The following is a 23666-nucleotide window of genomic DNA, read 5'->3' as shown; positions in this document are numbered from 1 at the left end:
TGTATCTCGAATGGGGAACAATTCGTAAAGGGGTCCGATATGGCAAAAACAGCAATGATTCGTGCAAGGGTCGAGGATAATCTTAAAAAGGATGTAGAAAATATATTGAATCACTTAGGGCTTTCTGCGTCTGAAGCTATAAATATTTTTTATCACCAGATTAAACTTAGCAAGGGTTTACCATTCCCGGTAAAAATACCAAATAAGATCACTAGTAAGACTTTCGAGGCAACAGATAAGAAAAAAGGATTAAAATCATTCAACTCTAAAGAAGAAATATTTAAAAAATTGAAACTATGATTTTTCTACCCAGTTATACAACTCAGTTCCAAAAAGATTTAAAGTTACAGAAAAAACGTAAGAAAGATTTGAACAAACTGAAGGAAGTAATGTCCCGATTGATTGACGGAGTTCAATTGGTATCAAAATATAAAGATCATAAACTGACTGGAAATTATAAAAATAGACGTGAATGCCATATCGAGCCTGATTGGCTTCTTATCTATAAATTAGATGGGAATACAATCCTATTTGAAAGGACCGGAACGCATTCGGATTTATTTGACTAGTATTTTAAGTTTTCAATCAGTGCGAGGTGTCGCCTAACTTCGACTTGCCGCTTCGCTTCGTTCGCTATTTGCGGTCTGCTCTGACTCACTGCGGGTTTCGCCGCATTACTCGACTTCAGTTCGCTTTGACGTTCGGCTTGCGGGACCGGGGCTGAGGCTCGCTCAAACCTTGCACCAACCGTGTTGCGGATAAGCGCTTCGAGAACCCGAACGTCGAGAAGTCTCTTTCGTTAGGCGTCATTCCCCGCTAGAATATTCGGTAATCAAAAAATTACGATCAATCTGTGCTTGAACTTTTCAGTGAACGCCCTATAACTAAGCTTATGAGAAAAATTATTTTTGCGATCAATATGACCGCCGATGGGTATTGCAGTCACACGGATATGATCGCCGACGAGGAACTGCATAAGTATTTTACAAACCTCTTGCGTACTGCGGGGCTCGTCCTTTATGGCCGGATCACGTATCAACTCATGGTGCCTTTTTGGCCCGAAGTCGCGCAAAACCAATCGATGTCCGAAGTGGGAAATGAGTTTGCTCGCGTGTTTGACTCGCTTGATAAGGTCTTATTCTCTACTACATTGAAATTCGTTGAGGGAAAAAATACCAGACTTGTACACGGAAACATGATAGAAGAAGCGCTGGCATTGAAGCAGCAACCTGGAAAAGATATTTTTGTAGGCAGTTTGAGCATTGCTTCCCAACTTTCGGAACTCCATTTGATTGACGAGTATCGTTTTGTGGTTCATCCCGTTCTTGCCGGAAAAGGACCGCGGTTATTCGATACCGTGAGTATGCAAAAGAGTCTTCGGCTTGACTTTCTTGGTTCGGAAACTTTTCAATCCGGCGCCTTAGCCCTTCACTACAAAAAACATACATGAAGAGCAATGTCTTTTGGCGGCGGGGCAGGAACGCCTAACTACGGTTAATCGCTTCAAAAAAAGATTACAAGATTACTAAAAAATATTGTTCGGATGTTTATTCCATCCGAGAAGAATTCGTACAATGATACGAACGCACATTCCGTTATACATTTCTTATGGAGAAATTTTTATGAAAACAATCAATACTATACTCATGATTTTCCTTATTTTCAACAACGGCATATTCGCCGAGGAATTCAGCACCGACGCAAGCCCTTCCAATTTGAAAAAAACAATCGAAGACCTAACCTCAATTCCAAATAAAAACTTTCAAAACATAAATTCCTTAAATAAAGCGGCAAACTATATTCAAACCCAATTTTCTAAATTTGGTTTAAAGCCCTATCGACAAATTTTCAGGGTCGATTCTCTAAAATATAAAAACATAATCGTAGAATTAGGTCCTGAAAATCAGGACACGATCGTAATCGGGGCTCATTATGATACGGCGGAAGACACCGTCGGTGCCGATGACAATGCTTCCGGGGTTGCAGGAACTACTGGCAGTTCGGCTACAATGCGATTATGATTACGGCTACGTCCTTCCTCAGAAATAAAAATTATCACGAGATCACGGACACGATTGATACTTTAGATTTTAATAAAATAGCAAAAGTCGTCCAAGGGCCGGCGTTCTTTTTATTGGAAGCATAGGAAACGGCTTCTTACTCCCTCGCAACTTAGAGTCCTCGCTTGAATACAAATCCTTGATAGAGAAATCTATTTTATAAAAGCATAATTGAATGAAAATGATTCCGGAGCAACGAGTTAGACGGCGTTGATCAGTTCCGCAAAACGTTTTCCTACAAATGTAGTCTTCCAAAAGTTTACTTTCATACGGTTTAAGAAAATCATCCAGTTCTGAAACCTTTGCTTAAAGTCGAGATTTTGGGTTTTCATCTAACTCGCCACTATGGAAAGAGTAATTTATTGATTCTTTAAGACCCTTACCATAGAGACTTCGAAAATTTACGAAATTAAAATATTCAGATAAACATTCAGGAATTTCTAATCGGGAGTCTATTCTAAATCCGTAACACTTAATTCTCGAGAGAAAGCGTAATACCGATCATACGAATATAATTCCCAAGGCTCATTGAATACAATTTCGCGATATCTCGTGGCAGAATCTCTAAATATTTCAACCCGATTCTTGAATAACAATACGTGATTCCAGCGTTCAAATTCCGCATTATTATCGCCGTTATTCGTAAGATCCAAGTGTGCAATAGAGTAATTTTCATTTTTAATCTGAAACTTACTTACAAGCGAAACATGAGCTTCCTTTAATACATTGCCTTGAGATGAAAAATTATATATAGAGTTTCTAAAACCTTTTTCAAGGCTTTTCTTCATCGTTCTTGCAATGAATAAGAGCGATTGAACAAACTATCAAGAAGATCAAATTTTTCTTTGGTATAACCGTATTGAATGTCACCTAACTTGAATTATATGAAATATCATAGTATAAAGCCGTACGGTTGAAAGTAAGTTGATAACTCTCGGGTCTGGCTTATTTTCAACCGTCGAACTCACGTTATTTAAGCGTCTCCAAGTATTTACCAAGATTGCCGACATGTTGTTTACCGCCTTCAATCGCACCGTATTTTTGATTCACTCTTTCCAGTTCTTCTCGGCTCGGGAAAATCTGTTCCATGGTTAGGTTTACACCTTCACCGGCTTCTTCGAATATAATTTTCGATTGAAAATCAACGTCCTTAGCGCCTTCACCGTCTCCAAGATGTTTGTAGAAAATGGAATGAGGTTTTTTAATTTCTATAAATTGAATCCTGTTTTTATAGTCGTGTCCATCGGGACCGTGCATGATGAAGTCCCAAATCCCACCGTTTGAAAAATCCATACTTTGAATTGTCAATGTAAAACCGTCCGGTCCCCACCATTGCGAAAGATGTTCTTGGGACGACCATATTTCAAAAAGAAGATCAATGGATACGTCAAAGTATCTTTTATAAACGACCTTGTTGCCTTCGATGATTGTTTCAACGTTATTTTTTACCACGGGATTTCTCCTTTTTTATTTTTAAGATATATTTCTCCAAATTATCCAAGCGCTTATTCCATAAATTTTTAATATTGAGTAACCAATCCTCCATTTCATTAATTCCCGAGTTGTTAATACTATAAATACGTTTTTGCGCCTCCTTCTTCATGTGAAGAACCTTCGCCTCTTTTAATACTTTTAAATGTTGTGAAATAGCGGGCGGGCTCATCTTAAAATTTTGGCTTATCTCCGTCGAGGTAAGTTCGCCGTTCTTAGCCACCAATTTCACGATTTCTCTTCTTGTATCGTCTGCCATAGCGGCAAAGGCGTTCATACGGTCATATTAAATCATTTACTTAATTAAGTCAATACTTAAATATAAATTTAAAAAGAGGGCGTTGATCGCTTAGGGTAACAGTTCTGCATTCATTATAGAAAACCTAGTTGATTTTTTTTAGATTGAAACGGGGTTGAAATAGAAGACGAAGATGATTCATCGTATAACTCTGCTTGTCGTTCGGTTTGCGAGACGTTCGCTAAAGGTCACTCAAGTTTTCGTTCCAATTCCTTCACGCGTAAACGCAAACGTTGAGAAGTTTCTTTCGTTAAAGTTTTTTAAGAACGGAAGTAGGTTTCAAAATCAATTTTTTTGTTTTTTAAGAATCACTTTCGGTGATTGGCTCCGGTTTTTTTCCGATCCAAAGAACTCCCGTTAAAACGAGAAACGTTCCCGCAATTCCGGAGGAAGTGATCGGTTCTCCCAGAAAAATCCAAGCGAGTAAAATCGTAGACATCGGACCCACCGAACCCACGATCGCGGCTCTTCCGGAGCCGATCATTCGTATTCCTTCCGCGGTGAAATAAGCCGGAATTACGGTCGTTAAAACTCCGAGCGCCAATCCGTATAAATACACGTTAGGCGGTTGTATCAGCGAAACCGGATTGCGGGTAATGAAAAAATGAATCACTACGATCATACCGGACAACAGCATCAGATAAGAAGTGAATCGAACCGAACCGAGTTTCGGAATCAGTGATTCGCTTCCTACGAGATATAAGGAGTAGGCGATGGCGGATGCGAACACGAACAAAACGCCTTTCGTAGCGTTCGGCCCTTGGGCCTGAACGTCTCCCATGAATGCGACCGCGATTCCGGAGTATGTGAGAAAAATCGCAAGTACTTCCGCTCTTTTGATTTTTCTTTTGAAAAGAATCGAACCGATAATAAGAACGATCGTAGGATATACGAATAACGTGAGTCTTTCCAATCCCGCCGAGATATATTCCAAACCTATAAAGTCGAATAAACTTGCGAGATAGTAACCTAAAAACCCGAGAATAAAAATGAAACCCCAATCTTTTTTTGTGAGACTTACGAAGGTTTTCGTTTTTCCGGAACGGATTGCGATCCAACCGAAAAACGGAATCGCAAACAACATTCTAAGTGTGAGCGCCGTAACGGGATCGACATCGTATCGATAGACTAGTTTGACAAAGATCGCCTTTGCGGAAAAAAAAATCGCGCCCGCTAATACGAACGAGATTCCCCAAAAGGGTTTCCATTTGGATGTTTCCATGAATCCATCTCTTATTCCCAGGGGCTTTTTAGAAAGATCTTTCCTTCCTCGTCGACCGATGGAAAAAAAGGAGTTCCCGCTTCTCGATTTTTTCGTTTCCATTCTTTGACTTTTCGGATCTGAACGTAACAATCGCTCAAAAAGAAGGAATGTTTGCATCCCAGAAGATGATACCCTTCGTGTATGAGAGTTCCTTCGGCGCCTCCGGATAACCAGTGGGAAATCGTTCTGGTTTGTCCTAAAATATAACCCCTTGTTCCGGTTTTCGTTTCCACGGCTCCCAAAATCTGAAAACTCGGAATTCCAAAAAGAGCAAAGACGATCCCCACGAGTTCGAAAGCGGTGTCGCTTAGTTTTCCTCCGGCAACCGCAAGAAGTCGATCGCATCGAAGTGGAAGGTCCGCGTAGAAAACCTGATCCATGATCGCCGCTCCGGTCCAACCGGGCCGTTCCCAATCCTGAATATCGTTTAAGAAAATTTTTATTTTATAATATTCTAATTCTTTGTTCCAGGATTCGACGAGTTCGGTCAATTCCTTATCGGACACTTTTACGTCCTTCCATACGCAGAGTCGGAGAGTTTCTTCCTCTCCGAAATCGATTTCGTCTCGGATCTTATCCCTGTGAAATCCTATCGTCGTGCAGTAGATTTGAGTTATACAGAATAATAAAAGCAGGACTTTGACGGGCGACTTTTGGAACTTTCGATACATGGGTATTCTGCGGGAAGGGTTCATTGAAATTTGAAAAAGTCCGATCGCTTGTCCTAAAATCTGAAAATGTAGGAACTCCTGCAAGTTTCACGTTTTATTTCTGTGCATCCAAATCGAAAAAATCGCACCCGTGGCAAACATGATCAAACTGTAAATCGCCGACGGGATCGCCATCACCGGATTGTTCAGAATCGCGCTTGCGATCGTGATTCCTAAGGTTCCGTTTTGAATTCCCACTTCGATCGTGATGGAGGTTCTTTGGGAATGTGTGACCTTCATCAAAGTCGCGCCCAGATAACCCAATACCATTGTGATTAAGTTCAGCGCCAAAGACGCGGGACCCACTTGGATAAAAAACGGAACGATGTTTTGTCTTTCACGAACGATGGCGCCGACGATGATCAGAATCAAAAAAATGCCGGAAAGAATTTTCACCGTCTTTTCTAGCTTATGCGAGAGTTCCGGTTTTTTTGAGTTGAGTATCATTCCGATCGACACGGGTAATACGGTGATCAGAAAAATTTGGAGAACGGTCTGAGGAATATTGAGTTGGATCGTTTGCCCGGCTCCGAGAAAATGAAACATGGACAAGTTCAAAAGAAACGGAATCGAAAGAACGGTGACACAACTCGTGATTGCGGTTAACGTGATGGAAAGGGCCACGTCTCCTTTGGCGAGGTGAGTGATCAGGTTGGAAGTCGCTCCGCCGGGACAAATCGCCAAAAGCATAAGGCCCACGGCCAGTTCTCCCGGAAGTCCGGAGACGCTTGCGATCAACCATCCCGCGATCGGCAAAAGCAAAAGTTGTAACGTCAATCCCGTGATCACCGCTTTGGGAAGGACAAAAATTCGTTTGAAGTCGCCTACGGTAAGAGTCATCCCCATCCCCAGCATGATGATACCTAACGCGACCGGAAGAAACACCGTTGTCAGCAAATTGGATTCCATTGTTTAAGACCTATTTTTGTTTCGAACTTTGTACGGAAATCGGGATGTCAAGTCCACAGAATTTTTTAATTCTTTCGGAGTTTGTCGCGAAATTTAAAACAATCGCGGTCCTTCCAACACCGCGAATTTTGCGTTGAATGCGACGGAATCCGAATTCAAAAAAGAGATGATGGATTTCCAAATTTAAAAAAATCTCGTGCTTACATGGAAGAAAATTCTAATAAGAGCAAAAAACAATCGTTTAAGAGAAAGTTTTTAATCTGGTTCATTCCGTTTCTCGTGGTCAATCTACAAAGGTTGATCGGTTTTACTTCTCGAAGAATCAATCTCGGAAACGAAAGTATCGAGAAACTCCGCAAAGAAAAAAAACCTTATATTCTTTCGATCTGGCATACGAACGTTTTGTATTCTCCTTATCTCAATCGAAACGTGGGAGCCGCCGTTCTGATTTCCGAATCCAAGGACGGGGACTTTATCAATCAGGTCGTTCATCGGTTCGGTAACTACAGCGTTCGGGGAAGTTCTTCCAAGGGAGGTTCCAAGGCCCTCAAGGCATTGATCACTCATCTTAAAAAAAATCTTCCCGCCGCGGTTACACCCGACGGTCCCAGAGGTCCGGCGTTTATCGTTCAACCGGGTTTGATCGCTTCCGCGCAGGTTTCTCAGGTTCCCATCGTTCCGATGCACTATGAATGTACACGACAATGGATCGCCGAAAAAGCCTGGGACAAACATAGGATTCCGAAACCGTTCACCACTTTTGTCGTTTCGTACGGAGAACCGATTTATATACCGAGGACGTTGGATGACCAAGGTTTTGAGGAGGTCAGGTTGACGGTGGAAAATGCTATGCTCGAAAACCGCCGGAGGAGCATCGACAAGGCGGAAGAATTAAGAAAAAAGTAATATTCTAAAAATATATCGTTCAAGTCGTAAATGACGTCTAACGTGTATTTTTTGAATTTATCGCGGATGTCGTCCTCGCTTTCTGATATCGTAAGATCATTTGTATCGGATTACGCTCTGATTGACTAAAACCCAATAGAATCCTATTTCACTGGCTACGTCGCTGAACTTTTCGAATTCGAAAGGTTTTACGACGTAACTGTTCACTCCGAGTTTATAACTTTCCACGATGTCTTTTTCTTCGGCGGAGGAAGTCAGTATGACTACGGGGATCATTTTCGTACTTTCTTCGCTTCTTACCCTTCTCAGTACTTCGATTCCGTCCACCTTGGGCATTTTCAAATCCAAAAGAATGAGGGAAGGTAGATGTGTTTTGTCCCGATCCGCATAACGTCCGGTCGCATATAAATATTCCAAAGCCTCTTCTCCGTCTCTGACGAGTTTCACTTGGTTCGTGAGATTGCGTTTTTTCAGGCTTCTCAGCGCCAGTTCGGAATCCTGAGGATTGTCTTCGGCATAAAGGATTGTGATCAATTCGTCTTGATGATTATACATGGTTATCACCGACTCCTAACGTAAAATAAAAACAAGCGCCTTCGTTCAATTTTCCTTCCCCCCAAACCCTACCGTTGTGTCTTTCGGCCACCCTTTTGACGATGGCAAGTCCGACTCCGGTTCCTTCGAACTGATCGGAGTGGTGTAATCTCTGAAAGATGTTGAACAGTTTATGTTGGTATTTCATATCGAATCCGGCGCCGTTGTCTTTTACGAAGAATACGGTTTCTCCGTCGTTTTGATACGATCCGATTTCGATTTTCGGATTTTCCTTTTTTTTGGAATATTTGAAGGAATTGGAAATCAGATTGAATAAAAGTTGTTTGAGAAGGCCGGAGTCGGCTTTTGTATAAGGAAGATTTTTCACAGTCGCGTCCATTTTCATATTCGGATAACAATTGGCAACTTCCTCCAAAACGTTCTCCGCCATAATCTTCATATTCACATTGGAGTATATGGGTTCCCTTCTTCCCAGTTTTGAAAATTCCAAAAGATCGTCTATGAGTTCTCCCATATTTTCGGAGTTATGAATGATGATGTTCACGATCCTACGGCTTTCCTCTCCTAGTTCCTTTCCGTGGTCTTCCAATAAAATTTTAGAAAATCCTAATATACCTCGAACCGGAGAACGAAGGTCGTGCGAAACGGAATAAGAAAACGCCTCTAAGTCTCCGTTGGACCTTTTCAATTCTTCCGAATAAGTTTTGAGATTTTGATTGGATTCTTCCAAGACGTCCTCCGCTTTTTGACGTCGTTGACTTTCCTTGTAGATGAGCCAGTTCTGGAAGAGAATGAAGGAAAGATTCAATACAATTCCCGAAAAGAGTAGTGTGACGGAGATCGTCATGTTTATTTTCGAGTTGTTTTTTCGGATGTTTAAAAGTTTAAGTTCTTCCTCTTTTACGTCCTGAAAGAGTGTTTTGATTTTTTCCGATAAGATGTTTCCTTTCGGAGAACGAAACGCTCCCGCGTAACTTTGTGCGGATTTGTATTTTCTTATCAGAACCATCTCTTCCATGTAAGAAAATTTTTCGTTCAAATCGGATTCGATGACCGAAAGTTTTTGTTGTTGGGAGGGGTTGTCGATCGTTTTCTCCCGAAGCGTTCGAATTCGTTCTAAAACCAGATTTTTGTCTTTGAAATAAAGGTTGAGTTGTTCCGGAGCCCAATATAAAATATAAGCTCTTAAAACGGCGTGGGCTTCGCTAAAGGAAGAACGGGCCTCCTCTAAATTTAAAAGTATTTCCTGAGTGTGTGTTTCCCATTTTTTGAGTTCTAAGGATTGTTTCAATGCGTAATAGGCCGATGCGGTCATGATGAAATTGAGTAGGAAAATTCCGATCAATCCGTAGACGATATTCTTTTCGATTTTATTTTTCAAAACACGCACCTCAAACGTTCGGTATCGCGAATCGTTTTATTCGATGAGAGTCGAAACCGTAGGATACGGCTATGGGAACAGTTCGGTTTTTCGGGATACCGCCGGAGCTAAAATTAGAGATCACTTTTTACTTTATAATCCCGAAAATAGCAAGAAAAACTTAGTATTTTAGATTTTTCTGAAATAATTTGACGAATTTTATACGGAAAAATTTTCTTTTCCATCGGCTTTAATTTGGGAATTTTTTATAAAGTGGTCCAAAACTCCTCCCTTTGCGAAACACAAAAAGGGCAGGTTCTTATTTTCCGAAACATAGGGCCATCATATCGCCCTGGTCCAAGAATTTAACCGCGGGATCGGCGACGTACTTTAAGGTTTTGTAAAACAAGGATGCGTTTTTTTTTGTCGTAAGCCCGCTTCCGTAAGTGATATGTTTTTTCTTTTGAAATCCGATGGAATCGCAGAGTTTTATAATTCCGGGCAACGAATAATAGTAGAGATGTTCCGGAACGTTCAGGTATCTCCAGGACGGACCTTGAACTTTTGCGAGGATTCCCCATCTGCAAGTGGAGAGTATGATTCTCCCTCCGGGTTTGAGAAGTGTATAAATTTTTTCTAATGTTTCTTTCGGTTTGTGAAGGTGTTCGATGGAAGCCCAAAGAGTGATCAGGTCGAACGTTTCCGCGTTAGTCGGCTTCCAATCCAAAAAGTCGATTTGTTCCACTTTGAGTTTTAGTTTTTCGCGGGCGAATTTGACGGGCGTTTCGGCTATGTCCATCCCGTACGAATCCCATTCTCTTTGTTGCATGTAGTCCACGAAATAACCCGCGGCACAACCGACGTCAAGACAACGTTTGTCGGAAGGTAGGGATTTTTCCCAAGTCTGAAAATCAAGATCCTTCAAGTTGAGTCCGTACACTCTGGAGATCTCGTTTCTGATTCCGTCCGAAAAATAATCGTCATAACCTCGGTCGTTTCGTTTTAAAAAATATTCCTCCGAATAATAGGAAGCCACTTCTTCGGGAGAAGGTTGAGGATTTACTTGAACGAGCGCACAACGTTTGCATCGAACGATATGAAAGAGTTCGTTCTTATGATTGGATTTGGAAAAGAGAGATTTGAACTCGAAGGAGCCGCAGGTATTACAGGAAATTTTTTCCATTCTATGATTCTTATCGGGTAAGGCCGTAATTCTTTTGATAGAAATTCTGCTTTACGATTCGCTTCCTCCTGAAACTCATGAAAGGACATGAAACCAGCCGTAATTTTTTCCGTTTTATCCTTTTGTTTGATTTTTTCATCCGAGCTTTTTGCCGATCCCAAAACGAATATTAAAATCAAAGCCGTGGGAGATATGGTTCCGGGAACCAATTTTCCGCAACCGCTGAACATCCAGGACCCGAGATCGTTTTTGTTCGGTAAGGTGGAAAGTTATCTCAAAGGTGCGGACGTTCTTTTCGGAAATTTCGAAAGTACTCTTACGAATTATCCGAACACTTCCAAGGACACTTCCAGAAAAATGATCTTTGCTTTCAGAACGCCCCCTTCTTACGCGAAGGTTTTAAAGGACGTCGGGTTTGATATATTAAGTATCGCTAATAATCATTCCTTGGATTTTCACGAGCAGGGTTTTGAAGACACTCAGAAAAATCTTTCCGACGTCGGGATTCGTTATACGGGCAAAAAGAAAATGATTACGTACATGAACGTGAAGGACGTTTCCGTGGCTTGGATCGGATTCTCTCATTTGAAGTCGCATAACAACGTGAACGAAATTGACGAGGGTGTCGCTCTCGTAAAGGAAGCGAAGAAAAAGGCGCAGCTTGTTTTTATTTCCTTTCACGGCGGTGCGGAAGGTGGTCCGGCTCTTCACGTTAAAAATCAGATGGAACGTTTTTACGGGGAATACAGAGGGAACTTAGTGGAGTTCAGTCATTCTCTCATCGACGCCGGTGCGGATATGGTCATCGGTCACGGTCCTCATTTGGTGCGCGCGATGGAATTGTATAAGGGAAGATTGATCGCGTATTCTCTCGGTAACTTTATGGGTTATAGAGCCTTGTCTTCGAGAGGAATCGTCGGTTATTCTCTCGTGCTTGAGGCGGAAGTGGATTCTCAAGGAAAGTTTGTAAAAGGAAAAATCATTCCTTTGCAATTGGATTCCGCTTCGATTCCCGAATTCGATCCCGATAAAAAAACGATCGATCTCATGAGAAAACTGACCAAGGAAGATTTTCCGGGTAAGGGTCCGAAGATCGCGGACGACGGAACGATTTTACCCGGGGCTTGAGTCGAACTAAATAGAGTTGTTGAAAAATTCAACGGTCGCGATTAACAAAACTGCTTCAATCGTTCATTTCGATGAAACAGAAACAAATGGAGAATTAATTTTTCAACAACTCTAATTCTCATAGAAAGTCGTAGGACTTGAAGAAGTTTCCGTTCCTTCTAAAAACATTTTACGGAAGAATCAAGAACCTCGTTTTACAACCGCAATTTTGTTTTTGAAGTTTATGCTTTTGTAATATAACTTCAACGTCCGATTCTAATGTGAATGAATCGTTGCGGGGTTTATCCGGGATCTGCTTTCTATTCAGAGTTGTTTTCAATCATGGAACCCGATTCTCAAAAAAAGTTGGGAAGCGAGATGTCGAATTCCGACGGAAGAAATTTCTTTTGTAAAAACTACTTTGTAGTAAAAGACCAAATATGAATTCAAATCCATCCCGCATCAACTTACGAAAAGTCATAACGGGTTCGCTTTTTTCTCTCCTTTTGTGCGTATGTATATTCACGGAAATTGGAGCGGAGGGTTACTACGATAACTTAACGGAGGCCCTTCGCGATTCCAGAAAGGTCCGTAGCTTGGACTTGAGTGGAAATCAACTTACAACTCTTCCGAAAGAGATCGGACAACTTCAAAATCTGCGCGAATTAGATTTAAGTGGGAATCAACTTACGGCTCTTCCTAAAGAGATCGGCCAACTTCGGAATTTGGGAAAATTATCTTTAAACAATAATAGGCTTACAACTCTTCCGAAAGAAACAGGTCAACTTCAAAATCTCGAAAGTTTATATTTACGTGGAAATCAATTGACAACTCTTCCAAAAGAGATCGGTCAACTTCAGAATCTCGAAAGTCTAGATTTAGGTTCTAATCAACTTACAACTCTTCCTAATGAGATTGGACAATTTAAGAATCTGAAGTATTTAAGTTTATATGATAATCAACTTACAACTCTTCCCAATGAGATCGGGCAACTTCAGGAACTGCAAACGTTATATTTACGTGGAAATCAACTTACAACTCTTCCAAAAGAGATCGGTCAACTTCAGAATTTGAGAGATTTAGATTTAGGTGGAAATCAACTTACAACTCTTCCGAAAGAAATCGGTCAACTCGCAAAATTGAAAGTTTTAATTTTGAATAATAATCAACTTACTACACTGCCTAAAGAGATTGAACAACTTAAGAATTTGGAATATTTAGGGTTGAAAGGAAATCATTTTTCGTCTCGAGAGCGGGAAAAGGTTCAGAGGCTACTTCCGAAGTGTGATATCCGGTGGTAGATTTTTTTCGAAAAAACGAGTGATTCAAAGATATTTAAAGTTGAGTGATGTCATCGAATTGATTTAGGATAACATGACAAATTCCTCCTGTAATCTTTGAATGTTTCGTATTGAATCGATCTTACCTCCCAATTCGATTTCAAACACCCAATTCAAAAATTTCCTGAATAACCTTCTTGGCACAAACTTCCGTAAAACTTTCCAGCTTCACTCAGAAAATGACCGATTGATTCAACCTTTCAAACCAAATCTTTCTTCCTTTTTAGCAATAGAATTCTCTTGCTCCCTGGACCCGTCTTCGAAATCTTGGAGCACAAACTTGTTTATCCTCGTAAAGAGGAAGGGAATCCGGTTTAAGTCCGGAGCTGAACCCGCAGCTGTAATCGCCAAAAAAGATTTCGCAACAATACCACTGTGATTTTCACGGGAAGGGAGCGAAGTCGGCGAAAGCCAGAAGACCTAACCAGTGGAAACAAACTAATGGGACTTTCGGGATGTAAGGTCGGGTTTGAAAAATAGGCTTTCGTACGATCGATATCCGCCGGGGTTCCCCCGATTTTTCTCTCCCTTCTTGCGCCCGCGCGAAAAATGGGATCAATCCAATACATTCGAATTTTAGAATATTCTATAATCCTGTTTTTGCCTATTTTTGTTTCCGGGCTTATCGCTCAGAATCGTCCGCCTTCCCGACCCGATTCGACCGCTCAAAAGGCGGATTCGTCCATTCAAAAGGCCGAAACCGTCGAAGTGGTCGGAAAAGTAGCCGATTCCGGTTCCCAAAATTTCCGTTCCAATCCGAGCGGGTTCCAATCCGCGATCAAACTCGACGAAACTTCGGCACGTTATACGTCTTTGCCCGAGGTATTGGAAAGAGAGGCGGGACTCAGAGTTCGATCCTTCGGAGGACTCGGCTCTTATTCCACTCTTTCCATTCGAGGAACCAATCCGAATCAATCCAGGATTTACTTGGACGGAGTTCCTCTCAACAATTCCCAAGGCGGAGAAGTCAATCTCGCGGATCTTCCTTTTGACAGTTTGGAAAGTGTGGAAGTTTACCGATCCGGAAATCCGATCGGTTTTTCCGGTTCCGCGATCGGAGGATCGGTCAATCTCGTCACAAGAAAGGATTCCGGAAAACCGAGGACGAGAATCAATTTAGGCGGTGGTTCGTTTAACACGAGTAAGGCGAGTGTCTCTCATACGGGAAACTACAAAGGAATCGGAACGAGTTTTTTGGCTCTTGGAGAAAAATCGGACCAAAACTTTTCCTTTAAAAACGATCACGGAACCGCGGTTTTAAACACGTTAGACGACACTATCGATCGAAGAAGGAACGCCGCGTTCGAAAGAGCGGCTCTTTTTGGAACGCTCAAGTATCAAATCGGTAAGACCGAACTGAAATTGTTAAACGACTTCAATCATAGAATCCACGGTCTTCCCGGGCCGGGTTCCAATCAAACGAATCAGGTTCACAGAAAATACGATCGATATACGGGTTCCTTTGCGACGGATACGAAGGGTTTATTCGTGGATTCTTTTCGTTTGGAAACCAGAAGTTTTTATACCGCGGCCAAGGACGATCTTTTCGATCCGGGTTCGGAGTTTTCCAAAGGCGCTCCGAATGCTCGAGCGGAGATCCGACAAGCGGGCGTTCAACTGATGCCCGCTTTGTATCTTACGGATTATTATCAGATCATCCGAGGTTTTGTTTCCTTGGAAAAGGAGTCCTTCGATCGGGAAAGGCTGACTCCTTCCAACTTTGTAGTCAAGACGGAACCGTTGAAGGAAAGAACGTATTCTTCCTTTCGTTTGGAAGACGAGGTTCGTCTTTGGAACGCGAAAGTTCTTCTGATTCCTTCGGTGACCTGGGATCACTACAAGGATCGTTTTCCTTCGGAGGAACCTTGGTATAGAAAACAGGATCCTTTGGCCGGGGATCAAAAGAAAACTACATTCACAAATCCTAAATTAGGTTTTGTATGGAAATGGTTTGAAAAGGAAAATTGGGACGTTCAATTTCAAGCGAACGTTTCCAAACAGTATCGAATCCCTTCGTTTTTGGAAATGTTCGGCGAACAAGGAAGTATCATTGCCAATCCGAATCTGAAACCGGAACAAAGCGGCAACGGGGACGGAGGTATTGTCTTAAAGACGGATCATTCTTTTTTAAAAACGAAAACGAGCGTTTCTTATTTTTCCAAAGACATCAAGGATATGATTTTGTTTCTTCCGAATTCTCAGTTTACTCTGAGACCGGAAAACGTGGATTCGGCGAGAATTAGAGGATTAGAATTTTCTCATAGAGAAGACTGGAAATACGGGATTAAATTCTTATTCAATTATACGTATCAAGAAGCGATTAACAATTCTTCTTCTCCGTATCTGCGCGGAAAAATTCTTCCTTTGAGACCGAGGCACGAGTTTTCGAGTACGGTTTCTTGGAAGGGAAAAAAATTGGAAACCGGGATCGAATTGTTGTATATCGGCGCCGTATTTCGGGATAGAACGAACGAATACATCAATTACATTCCCGCGAGGCAGATCTGGAATTATTTTTTCACCTGGGTTCTTTTTTTAGAACCGGGCGAACCGTCGCAGGATTCTTTCGGCAATTTAAAGGAATCGGCGCCTTCGAAAGAAGTTTTACTTACCTTGGAAGTGAAAAATTTTACGGATCAAAGGATTTCCGATCTGATCGGATATCCTCTTCCGGGCAGAAGCTGGTATGCGACTTTGAGTACGAGATTTTGATATGAGATTGAAACTTAATATTTTAATTGTATTCTTTTTTTTGAATGTATTTTGCGGGGATATTCAGAGGCCTTCTTTCTTAAGTTTATTGTTGATTCAAAATTTACCTGGAAACATAGGGGTGGTTACCACCGATTTCGGAGGAGGAGGACGGTTTAAAGTGATCAATCCAACTCTTTTCTACGCTTATCCGGGGCTGACCCCGATTCACTCCGACGCGGTCGCGCGTTTTGGAAACGGAAAAGTGTATGTGTTAAACCGATTGAATCGGGATAGTATTCAGGTATTGGACCCGAACTACGGATTTGTCACGATCTCGGAACTTTCACTCGGATTCAAAGTCAATCCGGCGGATATGGAATTTGCGAGCGCATCCAAGGCTTACGTGAGTCTCTACGGATCGTCCCGTTTGTTGATCGTGGATCCGACGTATATGACGATCACGGCTTCGATCGATCTCGCACGTTATGCGGAACCTTTCTCACTGGGCGGTTCTCCCGATGGAATACCGGAAATGAGCGGACTGAAAATCGTAGGCGATTCTCTTTTTGTATGCGTTCAGAGATTGGATCGGAACGATCCTTCCGGATATTTCCCGCCGAACACAACGTCTCTTTTGTTGGAGGTTAGTATAACGACGGACGAGGTCGTCGGGGTATATACTTTCCCGAGTTCTAATCCTGTGGGAAAGCCGCAACTCGTGGAACTTTTCGGAGAACCTCATCTTGTGATTGCAACACCGGCGAGAATGGGTTTTCAAAGTCGGATCGACGGAGGTGTGAGCGCATTTCGCTTATCAACGAAGTCGTTTATTTCTCGATTCATTTATTCGGAAGTCGTTGCGGGAGGAGATATACTTTCAGTGCAAGTGAAATCGAACTCGGTCGGTTACGTAGCCGTTTTGGATTCCGGTTTTACAAAAACTCTTCAGGGTTTCAATCCGAGTACCGGAGAAAGAACTTCCACTCTTCTTACCATTCCATCGAGTTATGACGCGAGTCTTTCGAGTATTCTACTTGCATCGGATAAAATTTTATATGTGGGAAATACTCAGTTTCAACAACCGGGTGTTACTATGTTCGACACGGAAAGAGAAAACGCCTTATTGACTCCGACTCCGATTTCCGTGGACCTACAACCGTACGATATTATCGAATTGAAGTAAGGGCCTTTCCGAAAGCCGAAAACCCCGGCAAACATAAGCCGCGAAGCGGAAGCGTTGCATGAGTTTCCCTCATTTTTTCAGGCGGCGGCGATCGTCGTCAATCAATGGGAAAATTCGGATTTTGATACAAGCCGCAAGAATTCTCTTGAATTTTTTTTGAAAACGGGTTCCAATCCTTTTTCAAAAAAGAGACGGTAATCTATGCAGGAAATCTTTCAGGCGATTGCGGGCGGGCAAAAAACGAAAGTTATCGGTTTATTAAAAAGGGACCCCGGTCTTTTTCAGAGTTTAACGGAAGAGGGAATTACTCCCGTATTATTTTCGCTTTATTACGGAAAATTAGATATTTCTAAAGAGATTTATGAGATCAGTCCTAGCAGGAATCTTTTCGAAGCTGCGGCTCTCGGAGATTTGGAGGAAACGAAACGATTGGTTGCCGGTTTTTCGGATGTGATCAACTCGCTTTCCAAAGACGGTTGGTCCGCGTTACATCTTGCTTCCTATTTCGGCCACTTGGAAGTTGCAAAATTCTTAATATACTCCGGAGCCGATCTAAGTCTTACTTCCAAAAGTAAATTGTCCTATGGAAACACGGCTCTGCATTCTGCGGTAGCGACCGGAAAGAAGGCCGTTGTGGAACTCCTTTTGGAAAAAGGCGCGGACGCGAATTCCGTTCAAAATCCTGGAGGTATCACTCCTTTGCACATTGCGGCGAGTCGTTCCGGAAGTAGCGACATCATTCGGTTACTTTTAAAGAACGGCGCCGATAAAAAAAGTTTGAGCTCCGAGGAACAAACTCCGCACGCAATCGCATTAGAAAAAGGGAATGCTGCTGAGGCGAAATTGTTGGAGATTGAAAGTTGACGTAAAACATTGTAACTGAACCCTGTAAAGTCTTAAAATCATATTGACAGATGTCATTAGGATACGTTGATTGTTATATTAAGAGTTTGTCCGCCAACCGTCCGATTTTATCGGAATGGCCGCGAATCTCTGCGATTGTTTTAAGTTTTGGGACAGGCTCTAAGTTTCCCTAAAGCTCTTCCGGTCTCTCCGATACAAGATGTCCAAAGTTTTTTTAGATCTATCTTTAAATCTCTCTTCTGTAAAATCTCTGAAATCCGACCTCTGAACCCTAACCCCTTAGGCCGGGTATATTACGGAATCCTAAACACGGAAAAAATCCAAATTGTCGCGTAAAGGATCGGGGAGGCTGCCCAAGGCGTTGAGATACTTTTTATAACGGTTTTCTATTTCAATATATTTACGATTTCTAATATTGATGAATCGATTGTGAATTTCCGCGAAGGCGGGCGTTTTTGCCACCTTATCCCGGACCTGTTTACTGAAAGGGATATGTCTATAAAAAATCCCTCGGACTACTTTGTTGAGTCTTTGGACCCCGTCGGATTCGTATTTTATCCAGAGTTGATAGTCGTTTGCGAAAATGTCGCGGTCGTTTCTGAATCGTTTGAAATCACCCGCCAGTTTTTCCTTGATTTCTATCGAAAGATCTTTGTTCTTTTTAAAGAACTGAATGTAATCCGTATAATCCGCAGTGATGGATGGATTGCCCACGTTGTTCCATTCCGCGCCTAAAATGGATTTGGTGAGTTCCCAACGAAACGCAGCCAGAGCGTCCGCCACCATCGTTTTTAAATCGCCCTGAGCTAAAATAGGAAGGACAATCCTTCCGGGACTTTCCTTGGAACCCGCGCCTCTGTGGACGGAAAGATCCTGCCACATCATCACCTTCGTACCGATGGAAGGAACTAGGATAAAATCGGGAATCACACTTTTCTGGATGAACTCTTTCGTGATCCCCAACTCGTTATTGTTGTAGATCACTTCTCTGTGGAAAATGGAATAGTCCACCGCCAGAAGTTCTTGAACCGTTTCCGCAATGATCTTTTTGGAAACATAGGCTTTATCGATCGCCATCTGGCTATGAAACTTAGTCAAAATCGGAAAGTGAGTCGCCGGACTTCCGGAAGTGAGTCTAACGTTCGCTTCGTAAAGAGAAGCAAATTCAAACTTGAGTCTCGTTACAGGATTGTCCAGCTCGGGCGGAATATCCGATTCTTTTTTGATATTGATGGATCTATTTTCCATCTTTACCTTTTCAAAAAAGTTTTGTCCCATCTCGTCCAAGGAAGTCGGAATTTCTCTTTTATAAATCTTTTCCAGCCATTCGGTTCCGAATGAAATGGGAATGTCCGAAGCGGAGTACGGAGCGTCCTTATGAGTGTACATAAAGGCGATCTGAGAATCGTCCACCATCGTCTCGTCGAAGAAGCCGTACTTCAACATGAGTTCGACCGCTTTGGGAACGTTTCGATTGGAATTCATGTACTTCATAAAACATTCCTGATACATATCCCAGTAATGTCTTCCGAGAGTTCTTCTTATCTTTCTATTATCACCTTCGGGATCGAGAGGGTTCTTTAGGCTTTTTACCTTGACCATAAGCGCGGAAAATTCTTTTACTTTTTCCGCTTCGAGTCCCGAAAACTGAATGATGACGGATGCGGAGTTGTCCAATTCTTTGCGAATCGAATCCACGTCCACTCCCGCCGTGACGGAAGAAGCCGAAGAAGTTTGTACTTTCGGCGCCGTTTCTTCCATCTTTTTGGAGAGAGCTCCGGCCTTGGATTGAAAGACCGACGTGTTCGGGGAAAGATTGGCAACGGGGACTCCGAAAAGCGCCTGATGTCCGTTCTTATATTTTTCGATCTTACCCGCAACGGCGCCTAACACGGGTACTACGAATTCCGCGGGAGCCGTTCCGTAACCGGACGAGGTAATGTCCAAGATAAGATAAAATTTTTCCACAAGACTATTTTCGCCCGCTAAGAAGATTCGAAACGCCTCGTCCAAATCCGAAAGACAGGTTTTGAGAATTCCTGAAATTTGATCCAAAACGTTTGCGAGTTTGGAACAAACGTAAGAGATCATGGAAGGATCGGCGGTGAATAACGCGTTCAGAATCTTGGGATCCTGCATTACGAGTTTTCGGATAAAGTTGAATTCTCCGTCCTGAAAATCGATCTCTTCCGGATATAACCTCGTAAGTTGAGATTCGTGTTCCTCTTCTAAAAATTGAGGACTCGGTCTATCGGGAAGAAGTCCTCCGTTGTCAAAAAATAATTTCAAATTCTCCCGACAAAGACGCATCACCGGATCGACTACGTCCGAGGAAACCTCCGGAATCGGAGATCCTTGTTTGATGTCCGGAAATACGTTCGGATTGAATTGATAGTAAAGAATCGAAAGATTGTCGTTTACCTTTTCAATGTCCTAAGTGATCTTTCGGATCTGATTGGATTTTTTAAACAGTTCCGTGATTTCTCTAAGAAGGGTTCTTGCGACCATGAGCCCCAAAGAAACACGGGATCCCACGCTTTTTCCGATCGTCTCCCGATTCATCGCGTAAGTGGAAATCACGCAGGTTTCTTCCGCTTGGAGATGAAAGGGATATCTTCCGCTCGTAAAAAGAGCCACGGATCCCGGAGTCAAATTGGCTCCGTTCAGTTTAAAAAGTTCGAGTTTTCTTCCGCCGGGGGCTTCGGTCAGATAACGGACCGTTCCACTGTGAAGCACGTTTAGAGTGTTTGCGGAAGAACCTTCCGAAAACAATAAGGTTCCCGCCGGGGCTTGGGCTTGTTGTTGTGGAACTGAAGGATCAAATGTCATATTGTATTATCGAGGTTTCCAAGAAAAAGAAACTATTTCTTATCCATAGAGAAAACAATTTTTTTGAGAGAGAAATAAAAAACCGGATTGGGGTTTCTTCGTTTTAAGAGTCATCTCGTTAAACTTGACTCCTTATGCCTCTTAAAAACCATACGGGAAGAATGAATCCAATAGAAAAATATCTTCGTGTTTCCCGAATCGGAATGATCACAAATCAGAGCGCTTTCGGATCGAACGGAGAATATCACTTTCAAACCATCCACAGACGTTACGATCTGAAAAAAATATTCCTTCCCGAACACGGGCTTTTTGCGGAACTTCAGGATCAGGTTTCCGGTTCCAATCTGAGATACGATCTGGACAAAGTGGAATTTATCAATCTTTACGGAGATCAAGAGTCCAGTCTCGTTCCGGATTCGGTTTCTTTGGACGGCTTGGACGTGATCATCGTAGACATAAGGGATACGGGCGCGCGTTATTACACATTTCTGACGACTGCGTATTATTTTTTGGAAGAGATCGGTAAGTGGAATTCCTCCGGGAAACGGGAGATTTCCGTAGTCGTTTTCGATTCTCCCAATCCGGCGGGAAAAAAAATCGAAGGTTCTCCTTTGCAAAAAGAATTCGAATCCTTCGTCGGAGTCAGAAGCGTTTTACATCGTCACGGTTTGACTCCGGGTGAATTACTTTCCTATTACCAAAAAGAATTTTCCTTAAACGTAAAAATCCAAATTGTAAACAAGGGATGGTATGAAAAAAAAGATTCCGAATTTCTTTGGATTCCGCCGTCTCCGAATATTCCGTTTCGTTCCACTTGTTACGTCTACGCGGGGCAATGTCTTTTGGAAGGAACCAATCTTTCCGAAGGAAGGGGAACCACGAGGCCCTTCGAAACGTTCGGGGCTCCTTACATAAACGAACAAAACGATCGGATTCGAAGGAGTTTGGAAGAATCCCAAAAGGGAAGCGCGGTTTTACGGCCTTTGAAATTCATTCCGACCTTTCACAAACACAAGGACCGCGTCTGCGGGGGGTTTCAGATTTTGTTGAAAAAGCCGGAAAAGTTTCACAGTTTATTTTTCTCCCTGAAACTGATCCGGATGTTAAGGGAAGAATATCCGAACGACTTCGTTTACAGGGACGGCGCCTACGAATTCAGGTCGGATCTTCCCGCGATCGAGTTGCTCGTCGGAGATCGTTTTTTGCTCGATTATCTAAACGGAAAACATTCGGATTCCATTGTATTCGAATATTTGAATGAACAAGAGCGGATTTGGAAGAAAAAACGGAATGAGATGGAACTCGTTTGAAATCGGAATCCGTTCCAAAACTTGTCCGATTTCATAGTATGGAACGTATTTCAATACTATCTTAACGCGAGTTCGGCGGTTGAAAAAACGGAGTCGATCGTTACCCATAACTATATAATAAGTACCGAATCTTTTGCATTAAACGGTATTTTGCGATAAAAATTAACGGCGCTCAATTTTATAGAAATCAGTAATTTCGGTAAGAAGGTAAATCGTATGATGGAAAATCAAAAAACGGCGACGCTGGAGAGTTTGTTTGTGTCCATTCGTATTTTTTTTTCGAAGTCGTTTCGGAGTAATCGATCGAAAGGGCGTGTAACGTTTTGGGTTTTATCGTTTGTTCTCGTTTTTCCGGGGACCGCGTTTCCTTGGGGAACCCACTATCTCATCATGGACCGGGCGCTCGAACATCCTTCCATGAAGTTCGTTTCCGGAGAAGTCGAATCGTCGTCCTTGGATTCTTTCGTAAAAAAGGAAAGACAATCCTTAAAAGTTCTTTTCGACGAATTTGCGGCCTGGGAAGAGGCGAGGGGTTCGAAACGATTTCGAAAAACTGAATTTCATCCGGAGTCGGCTTCGGTTTTGGAATTTTTAAAAGCCGCGCGGCTCAATCCGGCAACTCGACTTTTGGAAGTGGAAAGAATCCTTCCCGGTTCCAAATCGATGTCGGGTAACGTTCCCGTCTCGTCGATTACTCCTTATCTACCCGATCTTCCGGAACTTCCCGCGAGGTTCCGATCCACGATCGGAAAAAAAATCAAAATCAGAAATCTTCTTTATACGTTTATCGACGAACCGGATTGGGGAATGGATCATAGTCTTTGGGGTTTTACCGAATACGGTTATGGAAAACAACCCTACGGAAAACCGGAAGGTGAAAGCAGCAAGGCGCCCTTTCACATGCAGTTCCAAAACGAAAATTGGATCCTTTCCATTTTCGCTTCCGAGGTGGTAGAAGGCGGAATGATTTTGGATCGAATCGAATTGTTTTCCCGCCTTTCCGTGTTAGCCGGAAAAACCGGACACGACTATTGGAAATATCGTTTTGCCGCTTGGGCCTGTCATTACATCCAAGACATAGGACAACCGTATCATTCCAAGGCGGTTCCGGACGCGGATTTCCTTTATTATCTTCGTTATATCTTTTCATCCAAAGAAACGAAAAAAGAGATGAAGACAAAAACCACGCAGCTCGTCGCCAATCGTCATTTTTTATACGAGGATTTTTTATCCTACAATTGGATACGGTTTTATAAAAACCCGACTTCCGAAACTCGGACCTTGGCGGGATTTTTAGTTCGAGATCCCGAAGGATTTCCTTCCATATCGTCCAACGAAGATTTGATGAAATTTGTGGGAAAACGGGCCTCTTCCCACGCATTTGAGATCAATGAGTCGATCGTAAACACATTCGGAAAAGAATATACAATGAAACCTGAATATGATTTGGAAAAGGAACTCGGAACTAAAATGAAGGAAATCATTCCCACCTTGGATCCGGAAAAATCGAATCGTCTTTTGGAAGAGGCGGGAATGGATCTTTCCCTAACCGGTTTTGCCACCAGGGAAATGTTACGTTCTATTTTGAAGGAGTAAGGGCGTT

General features: G+C 42.4%; 21 protein-coding genes, 2 pseudogenes and 1 riboswitch. Of the genes and pseudogenes, 13 read left to right on the top strand and 10 right to left on the bottom strand.

Features of this window, described 5'->3' with window-relative positions; all coding sequences use genetic code 11:
- The first annotated feature begins 39 nt into the window (after window positions 1-39).
- The 5 genes and pseudogenes from LEP1GSC060_RS12755 to LEP1GSC060_RS21100 all read left to right on the top strand — a co-directional run.
- Complete coding sequence (locus tag LEP1GSC060_RS12755) at window positions 40-300, top strand: type II toxin-antitoxin system RelB/DinJ family antitoxin (RefSeq protein WP_036096373.1); 261 nt, start codon at window positions 40-42, stop codon at window positions 298-300.
- Window positions 297-569 (top strand): type II toxin-antitoxin system YafQ family toxin, encoded by a 273-nt coding sequence (locus LEP1GSC060_RS12750; RefSeq protein ID WP_003005262.1) that lies wholly within the window; start codon window positions 297-299, stop codon window positions 567-569. The genes LEP1GSC060_RS12755 and LEP1GSC060_RS12750 overlap by 4 nt, the downstream gene beginning before the upstream one ends.
- A 323-nt stretch (window positions 570-892) precedes the next feature.
- Entirely contained in the window at window positions 893-1450 is a 558-nt protein-coding gene (locus LEP1GSC060_RS12745) for a dihydrofolate reductase family protein (RefSeq protein ID WP_003005078.1), read from the top strand.
- Between the two features lie 124 nt (window positions 1451-1574).
- Window positions 1575-2021 carry a M28 family peptidase gene (locus LEP1GSC060_RS12740; RefSeq protein WP_476703307.1) on the top strand — a complete coding sequence of 149 codons (447 nt, stop codon included), beginning with the start codon at window positions 1575-1577 and terminating at the stop codon, window positions 2019-2021.
- A pseudogene (locus LEP1GSC060_RS21100) lies at window positions 1988-2146 on the top strand (M28 family peptidase); the annotation flags it as partial. The gene LEP1GSC060_RS12740 and the pseudogene LEP1GSC060_RS21100, both read left to right, overlap by 34 nt.
- A 366-nt stretch (window positions 2147-2512) precedes the next feature.
- On the opposite strand, the gene LEP1GSC060_RS12735 reads toward LEP1GSC060_RS21100, so the two are convergent.
- The 6 genes from LEP1GSC060_RS12735 to LEP1GSC060_RS12710 all read right to left on the bottom strand — a co-directional run bounded on the left by LEP1GSC060_RS12735 (window position 2513) and on the right by LEP1GSC060_RS12710 (window position 6732).
- Complete coding sequence (locus LEP1GSC060_RS12735; RefSeq protein ID WP_036096371.1) at window positions 2513-2848, bottom strand: hypothetical protein; 336 nt, start codon at window positions 2846-2848, stop codon at window positions 2513-2515.
- 181 nt (window positions 2849-3029) lie between these two features.
- Window positions 3030-3512, bottom strand: a complete 483-nt coding sequence (locus tag LEP1GSC060_RS12730) for an SRPBCC family protein (protein WP_003005362.1) — start codon at window positions 3510-3512, stop codon at window positions 3030-3032.
- Window positions 3499-3828: an ArsR/SmtB family transcription factor gene (locus LEP1GSC060_RS12725; protein ID WP_003005260.1), complete on the bottom strand. Its 330-nt coding sequence runs from the start codon at window positions 3826-3828 to the stop codon at window positions 3499-3501. Before LEP1GSC060_RS12725 ends, LEP1GSC060_RS12730 begins: the two co-directional genes overlap by 14 nt.
- A gap of 322 nt (window positions 3829-4150) precedes the next feature.
- Window positions 4151-5071: a DMT family transporter gene (locus tag LEP1GSC060_RS12720; RefSeq protein WP_003005327.1), complete on the bottom strand. Its 921-nt coding sequence runs from the start codon at window positions 5069-5071 to the stop codon at window positions 4151-4153.
- 11 nt (window positions 5072-5082) lie between these two features.
- Window positions 5083-5868, bottom strand: a complete 786-nt coding sequence (locus tag LEP1GSC060_RS12715) for a hypothetical protein (protein ID WP_003005464.1) — start codon at window positions 5866-5868, stop codon at window positions 5083-5085.
- A gap of 3 nt (window positions 5869-5871) precedes the next feature.
- Window positions 5872-6732: a bile acid:sodium symporter family protein gene (locus tag LEP1GSC060_RS12710; protein ID WP_036096370.1), complete on the bottom strand. Its 861-nt coding sequence runs from the start codon at window positions 6730-6732 to the stop codon at window positions 5872-5874.
- A 204-nt stretch (window positions 6733-6936) separates the two neighbouring features.
- Between LEP1GSC060_RS12710 and LEP1GSC060_RS12705 the strand changes: the two genes are divergently transcribed.
- Window positions 6937-7638, top strand: coding sequence for a lysophospholipid acyltransferase family protein (locus LEP1GSC060_RS12705; protein ID WP_003005226.1), 702 nt, complete (start codon window positions 6937-6939; stop codon window positions 7636-7638).
- A gap of 96 nt (window positions 7639-7734) precedes the next feature.
- Here LEP1GSC060_RS12705 and LEP1GSC060_RS12700 read toward each other — a convergent pair whose 3' ends face one another.
- From LEP1GSC060_RS12700 to LEP1GSC060_RS12690, 3 genes are all read right to left on the bottom strand, one after another.
- Window positions 7735-8193, bottom strand: a complete 459-nt coding sequence (locus tag LEP1GSC060_RS12700; RefSeq protein WP_003005062.1) for a response regulator — start codon at window positions 8191-8193, stop codon at window positions 7735-7737.
- The gene (locus LEP1GSC060_RS12695) at window positions 8186-9574 is read right to left on the bottom strand and encodes a sensor histidine kinase (RefSeq protein WP_003005280.1); all 1389 of its coding nucleotides are present in this window, start codon (window positions 9572-9574) and stop codon (window positions 8186-8188) included. The genes LEP1GSC060_RS12700 and LEP1GSC060_RS12695 overlap by 8 nt, the downstream gene beginning before the upstream one ends.
- A 298-nt stretch (window positions 9575-9872) precedes the next feature.
- Complete coding sequence (locus LEP1GSC060_RS12690; RefSeq protein WP_003005294.1) at window positions 9873-10736, bottom strand: class I SAM-dependent methyltransferase; 864 nt, start codon at window positions 10734-10736, stop codon at window positions 9873-9875.
- An 87-nt stretch (window positions 10737-10823) separates the two neighbouring features.
- Between LEP1GSC060_RS12690 and LEP1GSC060_RS12685 the strand changes: the two genes are divergently transcribed.
- From LEP1GSC060_RS12685 to LEP1GSC060_RS12665, 5 genes are all read left to right on the top strand, one after another.
- Window positions 10824-11864: a CapA family protein gene (locus LEP1GSC060_RS12685; RefSeq protein WP_003005446.1), complete on the top strand. Its 1041-nt coding sequence runs from the start codon at window positions 10824-10826 to the stop codon at window positions 11862-11864.
- Between the two features lie 419 nt (window positions 11865-12283).
- On the top strand, window positions 12284-13144 hold the full coding sequence (locus tag LEP1GSC060_RS12680; protein ID WP_036096369.1) for a leucine-rich repeat domain-containing protein: 861 nt from the start codon (window positions 12284-12286) through the stop codon (window positions 13142-13144).
- Between the two features lie 303 nt (window positions 13145-13447).
- Window positions 13448-13625: riboswitch (cobalamin riboswitch) on the top strand.
- Window positions 13626-13732: 107 nt separating this feature from the next.
- Window positions 13733-15895 (top strand): TonB-dependent receptor plug domain-containing protein, encoded by a 2163-nt coding sequence (locus LEP1GSC060_RS12675; RefSeq protein WP_003005220.1) that lies wholly within the window; start codon window positions 13733-13735, stop codon window positions 15893-15895.
- Between the two features lies 1 nt (window position 15896).
- Window positions 15897-17060, top strand: coding sequence for a YncE family protein (locus LEP1GSC060_RS12670; protein WP_003005428.1), 1164 nt, complete (start codon window positions 15897-15899; stop codon window positions 17058-17060).
- 201 nt (window positions 17061-17261) lie between these two features.
- Window positions 17262-17924 carry an ankyrin repeat domain-containing protein gene (locus LEP1GSC060_RS12665; protein WP_003005232.1) on the top strand — a complete coding sequence of 221 codons (663 nt, stop codon included), beginning with the start codon at window positions 17262-17264 and terminating at the stop codon, window positions 17922-17924.
- Window positions 17925-18227: 303 nt separating this feature from the next.
- On the opposite strand, the pseudogene LEP1GSC060_RS12660 reads toward LEP1GSC060_RS12665, so the two are convergent.
- Window positions 18228-20753 (bottom strand): annotated as a pseudogene (locus LEP1GSC060_RS12660) (cyclic nucleotide-binding domain-containing protein).
- Window positions 20754-20887: 134 nt separating this feature from the next.
- Between LEP1GSC060_RS12660 and LEP1GSC060_RS12655 the strand changes: the two are divergent.
- A complete protein-coding gene (locus tag LEP1GSC060_RS12655) occupies window positions 20888-22063 on the top strand; it encodes a DUF1343 domain-containing protein (protein ID WP_003005144.1) in 1176 nt (391 codons plus the stop codon).
- Between the two features lie 390 nt (window positions 22064-22453).
- Window positions 22454-23659 (top strand): phospholipase C/P1 nuclease family protein, encoded by a 1206-nt coding sequence (locus LEP1GSC060_RS12650; protein WP_036096406.1) that lies wholly within the window; start codon window positions 22454-22456, stop codon window positions 23657-23659.
- Window positions 23660-23666 lie beyond the last annotated feature (7 nt).

It is taken from the genome of Leptospira weilii serovar Ranarum str. ICFT (assembly GCF_000332415.1).
GTDB lineage: Bacteria > Spirochaetota > Leptospiria > Leptospirales > Leptospiraceae > Leptospira > Leptospira weilii_A.
The sequence above is the reverse complement of the archived record's forward strand: the minus strand, read 5'-3'. Positions and strand labels throughout refer to the sequence as shown.